This window comes from Desulfovibrio intestinalis, from assembly GCF_014202345.1.
Taxonomy (GTDB): Bacteria; Desulfobacterota; Desulfovibrionia; order Desulfovibrionales; family Desulfovibrionaceae; genus Desulfovibrio; species Desulfovibrio intestinalis.
In genome coordinates, this window is record NZ_JACHGO010000010.1 from 25036 (window position 1) to 44221 (window position 19186).

The window sequence follows — 19186 nt, forward strand, 5'->3', positions numbered from 1 at the left end:
GAAATTCATTTTCATATTTAATCAGGCCGTAAGCGTCAGGCCCCGGATGTTCAGCTCTTCCTTATGCGTGTCATTGGAGAAGAAGGTGTCCGTTGCCGCGGTACAGTTTGACGGCTCAAAAGACAGAGGAGTGGCGTATTGAAGCTACAGGGCCACCTGCTGCGCTGATTTTGACACTCATGACACATAAAAGAGGCAACGCATGAAACTACCTGATGAATGCTGCAATCTTGGGGATATTCGTTGTGAAATTGACCGCCTGGACAGTGAAATTATCAAGCTTCTCGGCCATCGCCTTGCCTATGTTCTTGCAGCGGCACAGTTTAAGAAAAGTGAAGAAGATATTCCCGCTCCAGAGCGTGTGAAGGCCATGCTGGCGGATCGGCGAGTCTGGGCCAGGGAAGCAGGCCTTTCTGAAGACTTCATTGAGAACTTATTTGAACAGATAACCAGCTGGTATATTGCAACGCAGATTGAGCACTGGCAAAAAACGCGCGGCCAGGTCAAAGGCGCCAGTCATGGTTGAAGCAATACACTCCCCCTTGCGCTTTGCCATTCAGGGCGCCTGCCGAAGCGCATCGCAAAAAGGACGTCCAGTGCTTGCCGTTGCGGGCGTTTCTGTGCCCACTGTGGATATGCTCTCTCTTTTTGCACGCTATTCCCCGCAAATGGACGCAAGCTTGTGGCTTGGCCTGAAGAAAAAATCACTGCTCGGGCTTGGGGTGGCCCTTGAATGCACAGGGCATGGCGCAGACAGGTTTACGGCCGTTTCTGCGGAATGGCATACCCTTATGGAAAATGCCGTGGTGGTGGGCGATGCGGCTCCAGTTGCTCTTGGCGGTTTCCGGTTTGATGCCGCTTGCCCGGCGTCTTCCATATGGCTGGGGTTTACTGACGGTGTGCTGGTGATCCCCCGGTTGACCATTTTTCAAGATGGGGCAGACAGCTGCCATATTGTTGCGGCGGATCACGTTCCACCTGGCGCGGATGCCGCTGCACGCCTTCAAGCCATACTTTCTACCTTTAGCAGGCGGGCGGATGACGAGAAGATGACTTCTCCTGAACAGGAAGGGCATGTTTCCATTTTTGATCCCGAAGAAGCAAAAACTCAATGGCACGGCCTCGTTAATGGCGCTATGAACGCCATTTCACGAGGTTCTGCAAGAAAGATTGTTGCCGCTCGTGCCATACAGGCCACGTCCACAGCTCCGTTCACTGTGCCGAATATTGTCAGACGGCTGCGGGCAGAGAACTCCAAGGCCGCCGTTTTCGCGTTTGGCCGTCGTGGAGCCTACTTTGTGGGAGCCACGCCGGAGATACTCATAACCGCCAGTGCAGGATCATTTCAGACGATGGCTCTGGCCGGAAGTGCTCCCCGCAGTGAAAACTTGGAGCAGGATGCCTTATTGGGGCAGGCCCTTCTGGATTCTGATAAAGATCAGATTGAGCACGATTTTGTGGTGCAGGCCATGCTGCGGGCCTTAAAACCGTATTGCAGAAAAATTGTGGCAGACTCTGCGCCATCCTTGCACAAATTGCGCAAGGTGCAGCATCTTGTCACGCATTTTTCGGGGGATATTCTTCCCCGCAAGAGCCTCCTTGACGTTGTTGCGCGTCTGCACCCCACACCCGCTGTTGGCGGGGTTCCCACAGAATCCGCGTTGGCTTTTTTGCGTGAGCACGAAGGCGTTGACCGGGGATGGTACGCCGGGCCCGTTGGCTGGCTTGATGCCGACGGCAACGGAGAATTTATGGTGGCCCTGCGCTCGGGCGTGATCCACAGGCAGACCGCTGTGCTTTTCGCTGGCTGCGGACTTGTGGCGGGCTCAGACCCGGTCAAGGAATATCAGGAAACGCGGCTCAAGTTTTCAACAATGCTCGACGGTTTGTGCCCCGCTCGCAGCAGCGCAAAGGCTGGCGGTCAGACAACCCACTAAAGCTGCCGAGCTGCGCGTTCTGCAAGGGTCGTTAACAAGTTTGTCCGATGCCTCCACACAACACGCTCTTACCAGTCAGTCTGGTCGTCTGGCAGGGCGGCAGGGCTGCCACACAGGAAAGCGGCTATGAATACAGGTAAAAGAACTCGTCTTTCCCGTATTATGGATGAAAGCTCCAACCGGACGCTCATTGTGCCTATGGATCACGGAACAACATCTGGAGCCATACAGGGACTGACAGATGCGCGGGAAACCATGAAGGATATGGTTGCCGGAGGTGCGGATGCGCTGGTTCTGCACAAAGGGCTTGTGCGGCAGGGGCATCCAGCAGGTAGAAGGCGCGCGGCTTTGATAATGCATCTCTCTGCCTCTACCGACCTGTCGCCTCTTTGCAACAGCAAGGCGCTTGTGGGGTCGGTAGAAGAGGCTTTGCGGCTCGGGGCCGATGCTGTTTCAGTGCATGTCAATCTGGGGGATGTTGAAGAACGCCGAATGCTGGTGGATATAGGCAGGACCGCGGAATCGTGTGACAGTTGGGGCATGCCCCTGCTTGCCATGATATATGCGCGTGGCCCACATATTAAAAATGCTCATGCGCCTGAAGTGGTCGCCCACTGCGCACGCGTGGGTATGGAACTGGGAGCCGATATTGTCAAAGTGCCCTACACGGATGAAGCTGGCGCGTTTACTGATGTAGTAAAAGCGTGCGGCGTGCCTGTGGTCATTGCTGGCGGAAAGCGCATGTCGTCGGATCACGAGTTTTTGCACATGGCGGCAGATGCAATCAGGGCAGGCGCATCTGGTTTGTCCGTGGGACGTAACGTCTTCCAGCATCCCCGGCGCAAAGCGCTGCTTAAAGCGTTGAGGGGCATTGTGCACGGCAACAAAACTGCAGAAGAAGGTTTGGCCTTACTGGCAAGACCAGGGCCGCAGATTTCTGTTGCGTGACCTAAGTGCGGCTGGCCTGCAAGCGTGCTCGTACCTGCCTGCGTGCGTCCATGTTATTCAGGAAAGCATGCAATAAATAGCCGTGGCTCCGGCAGGAGCCACGGCTATTTCAGTACCATCGCGGTTGAATGCAGGGACTTGCCTGTCACATAACCGCGTTAAAAAGGGCAGCCTTATTTATTCAGACTGCCCGGATTGCCCTGCCATTAAACGTGAAAATCACTCGGCTCAGGCAACTTTTGCCAGGGCCATCACATCGCCATTAACAATCAGTTCAAGGTGTTCCGTCAGTTTGTCAGCAGGCCAATCCCACCATGCGATATTTTGCAATATGTCGATTTCCTCGTCGGAAAAACGCATGCGGATAAGCTTGGCCGGATTGCCGCCAACAATGGAATAGGGCGGTACATCTTTTGTCACCATTGAGCATGAGGCCACGCACGCTCCGTTTCCTATGCGGATGCCCGGCCTGATAACCGAGTTGAAACCAATCCACACGTCATTTTCAATAACCGTATCACCCTTCATGGGCAGTTCAGAAATGGGTGGCGTGACCTTCTCCCACCCATTGGCAAGAATATGAAAAGGATACGTGGAAATTCCGGTCATCTTGTGGTGCGAGCCGTTCATGATGAATTTGACTTCCCGGGCAATGCCGCAAAATTTGCCGAATATGAGCTTATCTCCCATAAAGGGGTAGTGATAAAGCACAAAGCGTTCAAAGTCGTCCACTCCGTCCGGCAAATGCACAAGGGTATAGTCGCCCGCAATGATATTGGGATTTGTTGTGATGTTTTTCAAAAACCGCACGCTAGGCGCAGCCGCCATGGGCTTTATGGTCAAGGGGGAAGGGCCGTACATCTTTCCTCCGGTATGACATTTTGTGTTCACCGCGGCCATGAACCAGGGGGTTTTGCCTTTCAGGGAGTTTTTCCGGCAAGAGCGGTAAAACAACGACTGTTCTGTTACGTTTTGTGTGAGACAATTGAAGCTTCCGCCGGGCCACAGGCAGGACAGCTTTATATCCACGGCGATGGGATGGTTGCCTGTTTGTTGGTTGCCTCAGAGTGAGTTGGAACAAGGAGCGGTTCGCGCTCCCTGTTCCAACAGGGCGGGAGTTGTTGAAACGTATGGGGAATCCGCAGATCAGCTGGCGGGGGCTCCTACCTTCCAGCTTTGGGCTTCCTGACGGCTGTTCCACAGCCGTTGGTACAGCGGGCTGGTTTCAAGCAAAGATTCATGCCTGCCCGTGCCTTCAATGCCGCCCTTGCCGTCCAGAACAACTATCTGGTCGGCACTGGTAACCGTGGCCAGGCGATGCGCCACCAGCACAACGGTTTTTGTGCGAACAAGAGCATTGATGGCTATCTGGATCTGGCTTTCATTCTCTGGGTCAACCGAGGCTGTCGCCTCATCCAGCAGCACGATCGGGGTATCTTTCAGAATAGCCCGCGCAATGGATATTCTTTGCTTTTCACCGCCGGAAAGTGTGGCTCCAGCCTCGCCAACCTGCGTTTCATACCCTTGGGGCAGGCCGGTGATGAAATCGTGGCAGCGAGCCATGCGGGCAGCCGTGTAAACTGCTTCGGGCGAAGCTTCAGGCGAACCAAAAGCAATGTTTTCAAACACTGTGCCGCGAAACAGATAGACATCCTGAAACACCATGCTGAGACTGCTGAACAGGGATTCGGCAGTAAGCTTTTGCGCGGGCACGCCGCCAAGGGAAATCTCGCCGCTGTCCACGTCCCAGAATCTGGCTATAAGGCGCAGGATGGTTGTTTTGCCTGCGCCTGACGGGCCGACAATGGCGGTGATTTTTCGGGCGGGAATTTTGAATGAAACATCCTGCAGCACCGGATTTTGGTCATAGGAAAAGGAGACCTTGTTGAAGTCAATGCCCACATCTTCGCGCGGGGCAACCTCTGTACCTTCTTTCAGCGGCTTTTCTTTCAAAAGGGCTTCAATGCGGTCAAGGGTTACTTCGGCTGACTGGGTGACTTCATATACGCTGCCCAATGCCTTGATGGGTTCATAAAGCCTGAGCCCAAGCACAAGAAAGGTAAGGTATGCGAACAGGCTGGTTTCGCCCCCCAGGAAAAGATATGCGCCAAAAACAAGCAGAATGATGAAACCCAGGTCAAGCAGGGCCTGAAAAGCCAGCATCAGAGGGGTGGTGCTGAAAACCAGGGCAAGGTTGTCGCGCTTGAACCGGGCCAGTGCCGCGGCAAAAGACCGAAAGCGTTCGCCCCCCTGCTTGAAACCTTTGACGACCTCCATTCCCTGCACATACTGGATGACGCTGGAACTGATGGTAACAAGGGAATCGCTGCGTTTACGCATGCCTTTGCTCAATGCCTGCTGGCATTTCTTGAGCAGGGGAATAGCCAGCGGCACTGGCACCAGTGCCGCAACGGCCAGCCGCCAGTCCACAGAAAACAGAAAGGGAGCCAGCACGATGGGCATCACCATTGCGCAGATAAATTGGGGAAAGGCCATGCGGGGCAAAAGAGTCAGCATCACCAGCTCATCAGACACAAGCGCCGTGGTATCGCCCGCATTTTTGCGGGAAAAGTAGCTCATGGGCAATGTGCGTAAATGTGCGCCGATTTTTACACGGATTTTTTCGCACAATTCGGTTCCGGCCGGGTATGCCGCTCTGGTGAACAGCCAGCAAAAAATGCCCTGGGCAATGTAGCTGAGGGCAATGCCCACGGTATAGAAACCCACGTTACTGGCGGTAAGGCTGCCAGAAAGCAGGTCATGCAGCATAAAAATCAGAATGCCGTAGGGGATGCCCATAAACAGGGTTTCAAGGGCTTTAAGCAGCGCCGCCCGGTACATCTGGGAGCGGATAGTCGGAACAATGGCCAGAATTCGTTTTATCAGGCGGATCATGCCAATGCCTCCGTGGCGGTAAGGTTCCAGTCTTTACTGGACATGTGCGCTGCCCACATTTTTTGATACAGGGGATTTGTCTCCAGCAGGTGTTCGTGTGTGCCCCTGGCTACCACGGCCCCACCGTCAAGAACCATGATTTCATCAGCAGACGTGATGGTGGAGAGGCGGTGGGCAACGACGATCAATGTCTTGTCCCGCACAAGGGCATTAAGGGCTTTTTGGATTTTTGCCTCGTTTTCGGGGTCAATAAAAGCCGTGGCTTCGTCCAGCACCAGCACCGGAGAATTTTTGAGCAGTGCCCTGGCAATGCAGATGCGCTGCTTTTCTCCTCCGGAAATGACGGAACCCTTTTCCCCGACAACATGAGCATATCCGCCTTCAAGCGACATGATGAAGTCGTGGCATTGCGCCATTTTGGCTGCGGCCTCAATTTCTTCTTTGGTTGCGTCGGCCTTGCCGATGCGCAGATTGGCTTCAATTGTGTCGTTGAAAAGAAAGATATCCTGAAAAACAAAGGAAACATGATCCATCAGGTCGTCCATGGTCATGTTGCGGATGTCTGCTCCACCCAGGCTTATGGAACCGCTTTTTACATCCCAGAATCGGGGAATAAGCCGGGCCAACGTACTTTTGCCCGCCCCCGACGGTCCCACCAGGGCCAGAAATTGCCCGGGATTCAAGTTAACGCTCACATTACGCAGTACTTCCTGTTCGGCATAGGCAAAGGAAACATCCTTAAGGCCAACGCTGCTGTCTGCCGGTTTGAGGGGCTGTGTTGTCTCTGGCAAGGTGGGGTAAGACAACAGGTAGTCTATGCGTTTGCGGCCCTCGACCTGGTGTTCGAGAAAAGACCCCAGGGTCATGAGCTGGTGCAGGGTGGCGCCGAGGCCAAGGCCCATAAGCAAGAACAGAAGAAGCACCGAAAGCGTGATGGAGCCGTTGAGGTACATCAACGCGCCCACGGGCAGAATGAGCAGCATGTTGGCATTGATGCACATGGTGAAAATCGTCATGGGCGTGGACCAGCGCTTGCACATCTCCGCCTCGTAATAGGCGCATTCCGAAACGCTGTCCGCGTATGCCTTGAATGAACTTTCCGTGCGGGTAAATGCTTTTATGATAGGCATTCCCTGAATGTACTGAACCATGGCGGCATTGGCATTTTCATTGGCAGTGAAGTACTTGCCGCGCATGTCCTTGTTTCGTGAAACGGTCAAAGCCTGTGCGACGATGCCAATAGGAAGAAGGCATATGGAAAGGATGGCAAGCCGCCAGTCAACGCAGAACAAAACACCCATGGAAAGCAGCAGGTAGAGAAAACTGCCCACAAGGTCCGGCAGGTTGTGCCCTATAAAAATTTCCATCTGCTCCACGTCTTCAAGCATGACTTTTTTGATCTGCCCGCTGGCGGTCTGGTTGAAAAAGCCCAGCGGCAGCCGTGGCAGCCTTTCTGCGATGGCAATGCGCAGATCATAAAGAATATCGTATGCAGAAGCGTGAGAAAGCGTCGAGGACAGGCCTGAAAAAACATACTTGAAGACAAGGCAGACAACGGCCGCGCCAATGAATGGCCAAACCATGCCGGGACTGGCGGCCTCTGCCCCGCCAGCGGCCAAACGGTCAATGAGAAAATACAGGATGATAAATGGCGCGATACCCAATAACTGGGTCAATAATGAAAAGATGCAGGCCAATGCCATTTTGCCCTTGTGGGCCCCAACCATCTGAAAAAGGCTTCCCAAACTGCTATTACTGGCGCGCATGCACTTGATACCTCCGTGGACGAAGTTTTGGCTCTCTGATTTGAAGAGAACCTGCCACATGGCGTGATACATGTTGCCGCGTAATCCGTAACGGAGTATGGGCAGCTTTTATCCTTAGTTTTGATCGGCCTTGAGAGTATGATTTCTCAAAGTTCAAGGCATGTTTGTTACAGCGTTTAACAGCACGAATGAATTGTGTTGTGCCATCGGGACAGGCGTTATTCACGCAGGCACCAGGGCAATTGCAAAATTAAATTGCCCCGCCCTCTGGTATAACTGGGAAAAATATGAGCAAGCTGGAGTATTGCTCTGATTAATATTGAATGTCAATTTCTTTTTCAATTTAGTCAGGTTCCAATTTGGATACGACTATTGCACAAGCAAAAGAAAGAATGTCTTCAGGGGGAAATACATTAGTAACATTACAAAATATTTAACATATATAGAGTAAATGCAATTGATTCTTAATTTATAAAAGTAGTGTTACACTATGTTATGGATCTGTAATAACACACAGGTCTACCTCAAGCCCCGAAGCCAGTGCGGCAACGCTGCACTGGTATCCTCCCGCGCACCATACGTCTTGGCTCGTCCACGTTGCTGGTGCAGCCCCTTGCTTGCTGAAATCTTCCTCCTGGCCGCAGCCATGCTCCGGCGCGTGCTGATTCTTACCTGCCTCCGCGCGGCAGTCCTCGTCGGGCGGGAGCACAAGCCAGTTCGTATCGCTGGAATCAACGCGCACCTGAAAGCTGTTCAGGGGCAAACTCAAGCCTTTTCCAAGGGCTTTGAGCACGGCCTCCTTGCGTGTCCAGCAGCGGTAAAATGCAGCGGTGCGCTCTTCAGGCGAAAAACTGTCTATAGCCTGTGCTTCGCGCGGGTGCAGCTGTGTGGCAAGATCCGCCAGGTCCGGGAGAGTAAGTTGACTTTCCACATCTATGCCCACCGGGGCTTCGCGGCAAAATGCCGCCCAAACCATGCTGCCTGAATGAGAAATGGAAAAATGCAGCCCCGAACCCGGACTGTAGGGTTTGCCGTAAGGATTCAGAAAAAAATCGTCGTCGAATTTTTTGTGGCCTGCAGCCTCAAGCATTCGCCGTACAAGCGCCCGTCCGGCTATGTGGCGTACGGCATCTGCGCTATGCCTGAAGCGCGCGGACTTATCCAGTTCGTTCTTTGTAACGTAAGGCCGGCAAGCCTTGCTCCACTGGATTTCCTGGTCAATACGCAGACCCATGCACCGTATGACGCCGCGTGGTATTTGAAAAAAGCGGTAGCTCGAAAAATTTGTTTCACACGTCATCTGGTTGCCTTGCCGGGTATGCACAGAGCTGGATAGTTATGAAAATTACCTTACCCAGTACTGCACGCATGAAGGGGAGGCAGTTGGGATTTGCCAATGTGTTGCGTTTACGCCGCCTCTAACCGGGGAGCCGCCAGAGCAACCTTAGAGTGAATCTGCGCTTTCAACGTGAAGCTGTGTCAGATAACGCCGCAGTCCAGAGTTTCCGTGTGCCATGTCATTTCCGGTCCGTTCTGGGTTGTGCAAAGCTGCTGGATAAAATGGTTGCCGTCCATTCCGGAACAGAGCAGGTGTCGCCCCCCGGAAAGAAGCCCTGCAAGGATTTGGCGTGCGGTAATGGCGACGATTTCTCCTATCAGCTTCACGCTTGAACCCTGCCATGCAAGTGTTGCTTCAAGCTTTTTGGGCTCGCCTGAAGATTCGCCTTCCATACTGAGCATATAGCATGTGTGTGGTGCTGTTGCCTGGCAATCGGTCTCGGAAGCTCGCACCAGTTTTTGCACAGATGCGGCGGTTTGTTCCTCTGTCTGCCAGGATTCGTCGGACCTGATCTGAAAGAGCGTCTGCATGGTGGCCGGGGGCATAAAGACATACAGCTTTGCGTTGCCGATGGCGTATCGTTCTGCAACATGCTGGAATTCATGATTGAAACTTGGATAAAGCAGAAATTTGCCGCGTGCAAAGCGCACATCCGCAAAGTGCGGGCCTTCACTGCTTTTAACGATCTTTCCGTCTTTACGGCAGACCATGCCCTGGCCGTATCCGTCCTTGAGGCTGTACACAATGTCGTAAGCGGCCGTCTGCGACATGGATTCGCCACAATTGATGAAGGACATGCGCATACTGTGGACAGAATCAAACTCCTTTTCTGCCCAATATGCCGCAAACAGGCCAGACAAACCGGGAAAAATGCCTGCTGAAAGGACGAAAACCTGGTTTTTTTCGCGCAGGACGTCGTGCATAGGCGCGAGCCTGTCAAAAACCACTTCGTCCCCGGCCAGGTCTATGTAATGGCAACCAGTCTTGCAGGCGGCCTTGCCCACGGTATCCAGAATGAGGCGGGAAGGGCCAGCGCAATTGATAAGCAGGTCACAACCTTCGGCAAAAGACAGAACAGAATTTTCATCCAGTGCGTCTACCTGTGCGTAACACCCCCGGCCGTTCAGCCGCGCGGCTGCTTCTATGCCTTTTTTACAGTTTCGCCCGCCAAGCCGGAATGAAAAAGAAGTATTTTTCAGCAATGATGACAGGCAAGCCTGCCCTCCGGCTCCGTAACTGCCCAAAATGCCGATGACAGCATCGCTGTGGGGCGGTTGGCGGTCATTGCCGTTTGCGTAAAGCGACATGATAGCTCCTTGTGCCTGCTGTGCTGCAAAGACGGGCGAGCTGGAAAATTCAGCTCACCCGTCTCTGGGGATGCTATGAAAGAATACGGTTAAGTTGGCCAGCCAGTTTGCGTACATGCGGTTCTTCAAGGCATGTCACATGGCTGCCCTCAACATCCGTGAAGGTCACGTTTCTGGCTCCGCTTTCACTCCACAGAGAAACCACGTCCATTGATTTTGACATCACCGGGTCGCGTTCAAGGGGGGCAAACACGGTTACAGGGCCGCCGTACTGTTCCGGCCTGTATTGGGCCACGGAAATAACGCTTGTGCGGTATATGGTGAAAATTCCGGCAAAATCGTCAAGAGTCATCCGGGTGAGGTACTGGTTGCCCGCCTTGATGGCGAGGTCATAGGCCAGACGGATGCGGTCCATTTCTTCCATTTGAGCAAGCTGTTCGTACTTGCTCAGGAAAGATTCGCTCAGGCTTCCCTGAACCTGTTTTTTCCAGTCGCCTTGTCGCAGATGCGTTTTATCCCAGTCGGAAAGCTGCGAGGCCACGCTGTTAAATTCTTCTCCGCTTATGTCGAGGCCCGTTTCTTCCAGAGGAATCATCAGTTCCTTGCAAAGCATATAGAAAGCGAAGATGTCGTCATCTATCAGAAAAGGCGGCTTCATTGAGCTTATGAGAGCAACGTGGCCCACTTCCTGCCCAGCGGATTCCAGTTGTCTGGCCATTTCGTAGGCGATAATGCCCCCCATGCAGAATCCGCCGAGGTAATACGGGCCATGCGGCTGCACCGCGCGTATGGCCTCAATATAATTTGCCGCCAGGGTTTCAATGCTGGCGCCTGAAGATACATATGCGTTGATATCATGCACCTGCAGGCCGTACAGGGGTCTGTTGCAGGCAAAATGTCTGCGCAGATGCTTATAGACGAAAAGCCGCCCGCGGCCGTCGCTGATGATAAAGAATGGCTCCTTATCCCCCTCTTTTTTCATGGGTATCAGCGGGGTGGCGGTGTGAAATTCATCGTCTTCTTCTTTATTGCCCGCCAGCATGTTGCGCAGGGTTGCGGCCATGCCAGCCAGGGTGGGCTGCTCAAACAAATTGCGCAGGGTCAGTTCTTTCTGGACGGCATTGTCTGTAAATTCCTCACGCATACGGGCCAGCAGTTTGGTCAGCAGCAGCGAGTCGCCGCCTACCTCAAAGAAATTGGCATCGGCGCTTATTTTTTCCACGCTCAACACTTCGGACCATATGGCTGCCATTTTTTCTTCAAACGGGTCTGCCGGCATCACATAGGCCTTGGGAGTTTCCACCTGTGCGCGAGCGCCCGTACCGAGAGCCTTACGGTCCACCTTGCCCGTGGGGGTCAGCGGCAACCGCTCAAGCATGCTGAACCTGCCCGGGAGCATATAGGCCGGGAGGCGCTGTTTCAGGTATTCGCGCAGTGCGGGTTCATTCAGTGTACGTACGTTTCTGGTGTTCTGGGCCATAAGGATATGCTGTCCCAGCGCGCCGCAGGGATGCCCGGGCACGGGAAAGGCCGTCTGCTTTAAAAAACTGCTTTGGATCAGTGTTTCTTTCCAGCGTTCTTCGGACAGGAAGGGCGAATCCTGCTCCACACGTTCGTCTTCCAGTTCGCTGAAATCGATCAGAAACTCCATAGTGACCAGCAGCGGGTAATTGGCTCCGGTCTGCTCGAGGATGAGGACGCATCCGTTATGGTCAAGCAGGCTGTTGAGCCAGAGCATGGTCTGCTTCATGTTCGCGGCATTATGGAGCACGTTGTTGGCGATGATTACGTCAAAGCTGTTTTCTTCATATCCCTGACGCAGCGGGGGGCTATTGATGTCAAAGAGGTTGTAGGTGATGAACTCGTACCCGCTGAATTTATCCTTGGCCTTTTCAAGAAAGAAGGTGGAAATGTCGGTGTAGACGTAGCTGGTGTGCGCCGGATCAGCCAGGGGCAAGGTGACGGCGGTTGAACTGCCCACACCCGCGCCAACCTCCAGAACACGAAGCGGTTTGCCGGAATCGCGGTCTTTCACTATGGAAGCAAAAGCCGCGCTCAGAATGGAGTAGTAGTACTGGCTCATGGGATTATACTGATACACATCTTCCGCGACGGCCCAATCCCCTTCGGGGAACAGCAACTGCTGGGGATTGATCTCCTGACGGAAGAGCTGTGTCAGATGTGTGCAACTGCGCTCCATATAGGTGAGCAACTGGTGCCTGTTGCCAATACTGTGCGCTAGCGAGCGCACCTGTTTCCAAAGGGCATCAAGAGGAGCCTGAGGCAGGGCAAACTGGCTTTGATAGAGGTTTTTATCCAGTTTTTCCAGCAGACCCTCGCGGGAAAGCACGTTGAGCCAGCGCACCAGAAGCTTTTTGTGCACAGGGGCCACGCCCCCGCGTGTCATGATTTCTTGGGTGGTCAGGGTTTCCTTTTTTGTAAAAAGCCCGATTTCGCGCAGGGTATGGCACATGTATGCCAGGCAAAGTTCGTCCAGGCTGGCCCAGAAATCGGAAAAAGCCTGTATGTCCTTGACGCCTTCAGGCAATGCCCTGGCCGCGTGACGGCTGTTCAGCAAAAGGGAGCGCCAGGCGATTTCTCCATCCTGCGCTACAGTGTCTTTTGCTTCTGCCACAACGTCCTTGCTGGCATCATCAGCGGGAACAATGTGGGCGTGCAGGCAGCGGCTGCCTTGTGTGCTGTCTTGGTCAACCGTGAGAATGGCTTCCCTGACGCCATCAAGCATCTTTAACGTTGTTTCAATTTCTCCCAGCTCAATGCGGAACCCGCCAATTTTTACCTGATGATCTTTGCGGCCAAGAAATTCCAGTACTCCTCCGGGAAGGTGCCTGGCCATATCTCCGGTATGGTACAGGCGCTCGCCGCTTACCGGGTGGCAGATGAAACTTTCGCTGGTTCTTGCTTCATCTTTCCAGTAGCCCAGAGCAAGCCCGGTGCCTCCAATATACAGGTCGCCAGGGACAAAATCCGGGCAGGGCTCCATAGCGCTATTGAAAACGTAGAGTTTCTGGTTTTTCAGCGGATAGCCGTAAGGAATGCTTTTCCACTCCTCCTTTACCTGGTCGACGGGATAGGCCACAGACCATATGGAGGCTTCCGTCGCTCCTCCCAGGCTGACCATCCGGGTATGGGGAGCCACTGAGCGCAGATCTTCGGGCAGTTCCAGCGGAATCCAGTCGCCGCTGAGCATGGCCAGACGCAGGGCAGAGAGGTCGCCCTTGATGCTTTTGCATTCCCCTAACAGCATTTGCAGCAAGGCGGGAACCGTATTCCAGCAGGTGATTGCATGCCGTTCCATCAGCTGCAGCCAGTGCCCGGGCTCTCTGGTTTTGTCCGCATCGGGAATGACAAGGGTTCCACCTGCGCCAAGGATGCCAAAGATGTCGTAAACCGAGAGGTCAAAGCTGAGGGAAGAGAGGCCAAGAATTGAGTCCGCTTCCGTGACGCCGAAGCGCTCATTGATGTCCAGAATAGTGTTTACCGCTCCGCGGTGGTCTATAGTCACTCCCTTGGGAGTTCCGGTGGAGCCGGATGTGAAGATGACATAGGCCAGAGTGCCGGATGACTGGTTGAAAGAGGTTGGAACAGGCGAAGACAGCGCGTCTGGCTGGTCAAGACCGCCGGGCCCGCCCATATCCGGCGCGGCAATGCCTTCAAAAATATCAAAAGCGTCAGGTACAAGGGGAGTTACACCTTCCGGCCATGCGAAGGCCTGTGCCTCGCTGTTTTCGCATATGGCCAGCGAAACGCCGCCTTCCAGCAGCAGCTCTTGCCGCCGTAATTCGGGAAGGGCCGGGTCCACGGGCATGTAAGCGGCCCCGGCGTACGCCGTTCCCAGAACAGCGGCTACCTGCTTCCATCCCTTTTCCAGCATAACGGCCACAAGAGTGTTTTCTTCCACTCCCTTGCCGCGCAGTTCGCGGGCTAGGCGCAGGGCTTTATGGCGCAGCTCGGCGTAGGTGACGGTCAGGCCGCTTGTAATGACAGCGGCCTTGTTGGGAAACCGCCCGGCAGAGTGTTCAAAGAGCTGGTGCAGAAGCAGGTCGGGCAGGGGAGAGGAGGTGCCGTTGAATGTGACACGCTCCAGAACCTGTGGTTCGGGCAGCAGCCTTCTTTCTGTGTCCAGCCATGCCGCGTCGCTCTGCGCCAGGCGCAGCAAAAGCGACTCAAAGGCCGTGAACATATCGTCAAGCAAACCCTGTGGAAACAGCTCTTCTATGGCATCCCAGTTGCAAACCAGCATGCCATCTTGCTCGAATACCTGGTTATCAAGCCAGACCTGAGGCGTTTGGGTGATGTAGTACAGCACTTCGCCAAAGCTGCTCAGGCCAAACTCGTTGCCGTTATCGGTCGGGGTGATGCCGATGGTGCTGGTAAAAACCACAGGCATTTGCGCAGAGGCCCCGGCCTGGCGGATCTTTCCCATTTCCCGGATGGTTTTGACCCCGCTGAAATAGCGGTTGTCCAGATCATCCCACAAGCGGGCCTGAGTATTTTTTGCCCGTTCGGCAAAGCTGGCGCGCGCCCTGTTGTCAACTTCAAGCAGGTTGAGGGCGGTGAACTCCCCTATAACCTCCATTATTTGCGGGTGCAGGGGAAGGCGGTTGAAGATGGTCATGTTGAGGGTAAAATGCTGCTCTGCGCTCCAGGCGGCCAGAATGTCGGCATATACGCTGAGAACCACGCTGGTGGGCGACAGCCCCAGCTCTGCCGCCTTTTGTTTGATCTTTATCCAGTGCGGCTTGGGCAGGCAGAATCGGCGATGTGAAAATTCGGGGTTGGTAATGCCCGCAGGATTTTTGGCAAGGGGCAGTTGCGGCGCATCGGGCAATAAGGGAATGCGCGTTTCCCAGTAATTTTTTGACTTCTGGTACTCTGCCGACTGCTCAAGAGATTGCTCTGACAGAACATAGTCTCTGAAAGACAGGTCAAGCTCCGGCAGCAGGTCGCCGCGGCCTTCATAATAGGTATGGAAATCGCGGAAAAGAAGCTGCAGGCTGTAGCCGTCGGCAATGAGCTGGTCAAAGCCCATATGCAGGATGCCAACGCCGCCGGGCAGCAGGGAAACCCTGAGTTCAAACAGCGGCCATACGTCCGGGGCAAAAATATGGTGCGACATTCCGGAGCGGATCTCTTGCAGCCGTAATTCCTGATCTTCGGACGAAACTTCCCGCAAATCCAGAACGTGTATGCTGTAGGGCGGCACATTTTCCAGAACTTTTTGCATGTTGCCGGGCAACATGACAGCCCGCAGCATGGCGTGCCGTGTAATGGTTGCCTGCCAGGCCTCATGCAGCCTGTCCAGATTCAGGTCTGTTTTGCGCAGTTCGATATAGGCATGGCAGGCGATATTGCCTATTTCGAAGGCTTCATCCCGGCCCACAAGATACGCAGCCTGCATGTCATTCAAGGGAAATGGATCATGCGCTTGCTGTGGGCTGGGGTGAATGACGGTTTCTGCTCCTCCGCCTTTTTTTTCTGCCCGGAGCAGATCCAGAATTTCCGTTTTAACGGCGGAAATCTGGCGCAGCAGATCTTTATTCATAACGCCTTTGGGGGCGGTGTACCGCACAGCTCCGCCTTCTTCCCAGAGGCGCACTCCCTGCTTTTCGATGTGTCCCAGAAGCTGTTGCGCAGTCATATGACGCCTTCCTCCATGTCCTCGTGATGATTTGCCGCATCCACCATTGCCGCGAGTTCTGCTATCGTGGGGGCATCAAAAAAACTTCTCAGCTGCAGTTCCGTATTGCAGCGGCGTCTGAGAAGGGTCAGGATTTGTATGGCGATCAATGAATTGCCGCCAATTTCGAAAAAATTGTCGTCCCTGCCAATGCCTGTTTTGCCCATAACCTCCATCCATATTTCTGCAATGGCGCGTTCCAGATCGGTCTGCGGCGGTGCATTGTTCTGTCTGTCGGCCTGTTGTTCCGGCATGGGCAGGGAGCGTCTGTTGATTTTGCCATTGGGCAGAAGCGGCATGGAATCAAGCCGCACATAAATTCCTGGAACCATATAGTGCGGCAGTTTTTTTCGCAGGAAGGCACGAAGCGCCTTGTCGTCCAGATCTCTGTTTTTCTCCGTCAGGTAATGGCAGATAAGCTGCTTTGTGTTTCTGCCTTTTTCGATGCAGGAGGCGACGGCAAAAGTTACGCCGGGGTACTGTGTGAGAGCGGATTCAATTTCGCCAAGTTCCACACGGTGTCCCCCGATCTTGACCTGAAAATCCTTGCGGCCCAGGAACTCCATATTTCCGTCAGGGAGCCAGCGGCCAATATCGCCGGTGCGGTATAGAATTTCGCCCGTTTCTGGGTGCGGAAAGAAGCTGAAAGCAGTTTTTTCCGGGTCATTCCAGTAGCCTCTGGCCAGACCCTTGCCAGCAATAAAGAGCTGGCCGGGCACATTGTCCGGGCATTCCTGCAATGCCTCGTTAAGAATATGAAAGCGCTGATTTTTTAATGGGCGGCCATATGGTATGCTTTTCCAGTTCTGTGGAACATCGCCAACAATATAACAGTTGGACCAGATGGAAGCCTCCGTTGCGCCGCCCAGTGCAACTACCCGCGCGTCAGGCCAGAGCGAGCGGATTTCACCGGGCAGGGAGAGCGGGACCCAGTCGCCGCTGAGCAGAACCAGAGACAGGCCGCCGGGGATATCGCCCTTATGGCTGCACTGGCTGTCTATGATGTAGGTCGTGAACATCTGCATCAGCGTGGGCACTGTATTCCACAGGCTGACGTTTTCCCTTTTCGCCAGTTCAAGCCAGTGGGACGGATCACGGGTTTTGTCCGGGGCTGGCAGCACAATGGTTCCGCCAGCCGCCAGCAGGCCAAAAATATCGTAGACCGAGAGGTCAAAATTCAGGTCGGAGAGACTGAGCATCCTGTCTTGTGGCCCGATCTGAAACCGGCTGTTGATATCAAGAATGGTATTTACAGCCGCGGCGTGATCGATCATGACCCCTTTGGGCTTGCCTGTGGAACCGGACGTGTAGATCACATAGGCCAGATCGCGCGATGTCTGCTTCCAGACAGGAGCGCGCGCCGGGGCCTCTGCTGCGTCCGCAGAAAGGGAATCCACCGCAACAGGCTTTACCCCTTGCGGCCATGTCAGGCTTTGCAGCAGAGAGGATTGGGTCAGGGCAATCCGAACGCCTGCGTCTTCCATGAGCATTTGAAGGCGTTCCGGCGGCAAGCCCGGGTCAATGGGGAGATAGGCCGCGCCGGAGTAGAGCACTCCCAGAACTCCGGCTATTTGCTCCCACCCCTTTTCCATAACTACGGCAACCAGTTCCCCGACCTTGCAGTTCTGGCTTTGCAGCATACTGCCCACAGCATGAGCCCTGTTGCGAAGTTCCGCGTAGCTCAGACATTTTTCTGGCGTGACAACGGCTTTGGCGTCCGGCCGCAGCAGGGCCTGCCCGTCAAAAAGGGCATGCAGCAAGGTGTCGGCGGTTGCTTCTTCCGTGGTGTTTGCTTCAGCGTGCCGTTTCTTGTCTTCTTCAGGGAGTTGCACGGGATGCTTGAGGGAAAATACGCTGTCGTCCTTGAGCATACGGCGCAGCAATGCCGTGAAGGCTTTGAACATGGCCGCAATTTGCCCCTGTGGAAAAGCGCTTTCCACAACGTCCCAGTTGATATGTACCTTGTTGTCGAACTGGAAGATGCTGAAGTCGATGAGCACCTGGGTGGTTTGGCTGATGGAGTATTTGATTTCCATCGCTTCTCCGCCCAAGGTGGAGCTTTTGCCAATATCGCCGACTTTGAGAATGTTGGTGAACACCACCGGCATCAGGACGTTATTATTGGGCCTGTAGCGCATAAGCTCACGAACAACCTTGACGCCGTTAAATTCCGTATGCTCCATATCCATCCAGAACTGGCTTTGTAAAAGCCTGGCCCGGTCCAGCAGGGTGGAGTTTTGCGGGCATTGGCAGGCCAGCAGAAGAATGTCGGTGAAGTCGCCAAGAATGACGCCCGCTTCGGGATGGATATTGCGTCTGTTGAAATAAGAAATGCTGAGTGCAAAATCGTGGTGGCGGTTCCAAAGGCGGAGTACGTCAGTAAAAGCCGCAAGCAGGGTAAACGTTCCGGTAAGGCCCAGGCGCGCAGATTTCTGCTCAAATTCGCGCCAGTCCTCCATATCCCATATGTCAGTATGGCGGCTGAAGCGGCTGCTTGTTGCTGTGGCCGTATTTGCTTCCCGGTGGAATTCGGGAGCCGGAGGAAAGTCCGGCAGCCGTTCTTCCCAGTAAGCCTGCGCCTTTGCGAAATCTGTACTTTTTTCGCCAGATTCGAGGCTCAGCACGTAGTCCCTGAACGTCAGGCTGAATTCAGGAAGCTGCGCGTCAGGATTTTCATAAAATATTTTGAGATCTTGTAGCAGTATTGGAAAACTTGACGCGTCCAGAAGCAGGGCATCTATGCTGAGGTGCAAGCGGGTTACATCTTCGTCAAGAAGGCTCAAACGTATGTCAAACATGGGCCAGACGCCCAGTGGCAGAACCTGATGCGACATTTCATCGCGAACACTGTGCAGCCTTGCCTGCTGTTCCGCAGCAGGCAGCCCACGCAGGTCAAGAATGGATACCGTGTAGGGGGGCACGCTTTCCAGCGCCTGTTGGGTCGCATCGGGATGAATGACCGTGCGCAGCATGTCATGCCTTGCGATAACGCTGCGCCAGGCCTGCTGGTAGCGGGCGGCGTCCAGATTCTTAATATCAAATTCTTGATACCCATGAGTGGACACGCTGCCCAGGTCCATGCCGCCGCTGCGTCCGGCAAGGTAGCTTTGTTGCACATCGGTCAAAGGGAAAGGCTTGTGGCGGCTGGCCGGGGCCGTGCGCATTGAGATGTCGGAGCTTTGAGCGAGTCCTTGCCCCGTCTTCTGTTTCAGCAGACGAGCCAGCAGTGAGCGTTGGCCTTCGGAAAGCATCGATACCTCTCGTCGTTATAAATGTGATGTGATTTACAGTTG

10 protein-coding genes are annotated in these 19186 nt (G+C 54.2%); 3 read left to right on the plus strand and 7 right to left on the minus strand.

Going from position 1 to position 19186, the window contains the following annotated elements; translation table 11 throughout:
- The first annotated feature begins 202 nt into the window (after positions 1–202).
- The 3 genes from HNQ38_RS13295 (at position 203) to HNQ38_RS13305 (ending at position 2885) form a co-directional block, all read left to right on the plus strand.
- Positions 203–526: an isochorismate lyase gene (locus tag HNQ38_RS13295; RefSeq protein WP_183722119.1), complete on the plus strand. Its 324-nt coding sequence runs from the start codon at positions 203–205 to the stop codon at positions 524–526.
- Complete coding sequence (locus tag HNQ38_RS13300; protein ID WP_183722122.1) at positions 519–1937, plus strand: isochorismate synthase; 1419 nt, start codon at positions 519–521, stop codon at positions 1935–1937. Before HNQ38_RS13295 ends, HNQ38_RS13300 begins: the two co-directional genes overlap by 8 nt.
- A 126-nt stretch (positions 1938–2063) precedes the next feature.
- Positions 2064–2885 (plus strand): 2-amino-3,7-dideoxy-D-threo-hept-6-ulosonate synthase, encoded by an 822-nt coding sequence (locus tag HNQ38_RS13305; RefSeq protein WP_183722125.1) that lies wholly within the window; start codon positions 2064–2066, stop codon positions 2883–2885.
- A 228-nt stretch (positions 2886–3113) separates the two neighbouring features.
- Here HNQ38_RS13305 and HNQ38_RS13310 read toward each other — a convergent pair whose 3' ends face one another.
- From HNQ38_RS13310 to HNQ38_RS13340, 7 genes are all read right to left on the minus strand, one after another.
- Positions 3114–3746, minus strand: a complete 633-nt coding sequence (locus tag HNQ38_RS13310; RefSeq protein ID WP_183722128.1) for a CatB-related O-acetyltransferase — start codon at positions 3744–3746, stop codon at positions 3114–3116.
- 285 nt (positions 3747–4031) lie between these two features.
- Positions 4032–5780 (minus strand): ABC transporter ATP-binding protein, encoded by a 1749-nt coding sequence (locus HNQ38_RS13315; protein WP_183722131.1) that lies wholly within the window; start codon positions 5778–5780, stop codon positions 4032–4034.
- Entirely contained in the window at positions 5777–7546 is a 1770-nt protein-coding gene (locus HNQ38_RS13320; protein ID WP_183722134.1) for an ABC transporter ATP-binding protein, read from the minus strand. The genes HNQ38_RS13315 and HNQ38_RS13320 overlap by 4 nt, the downstream gene beginning before the upstream one ends.
- Before the next feature lie 493 nt (positions 7547–8039).
- Complete coding sequence (locus HNQ38_RS13325) at positions 8040–8780, minus strand: 4'-phosphopantetheinyl transferase family protein (RefSeq protein WP_183722137.1); 741 nt, start codon at positions 8778–8780, stop codon at positions 8040–8042.
- 245 nt (positions 8781–9025) lie between these two features.
- The gene (locus HNQ38_RS13330; RefSeq protein ID WP_183722140.1) at positions 9026–10192 is read right to left on the minus strand and encodes a saccharopine dehydrogenase NADP-binding domain-containing protein; all 1167 of its coding nucleotides are present in this window, start codon (positions 10190–10192) and stop codon (positions 9026–9028) included.
- A 73-nt stretch (positions 10193–10265) separates the two neighbouring features.
- Positions 10266–15854 (minus strand): non-ribosomal peptide synthetase, encoded by a 5589-nt coding sequence (locus tag HNQ38_RS13335; RefSeq protein WP_183722143.1) that lies wholly within the window; start codon positions 15852–15854, stop codon positions 10266–10268.
- The gene (locus HNQ38_RS13340; protein WP_183722146.1) at positions 15851–19144 is read right to left on the minus strand and encodes a non-ribosomal peptide synthetase; all 3294 of its coding nucleotides are present in this window, start codon (positions 19142–19144) and stop codon (positions 15851–15853) included. The genes HNQ38_RS13335 and HNQ38_RS13340 overlap by 4 nt, the downstream gene beginning before the upstream one ends.
- Positions 19145–19186: the final 42 nt, after the last annotated feature.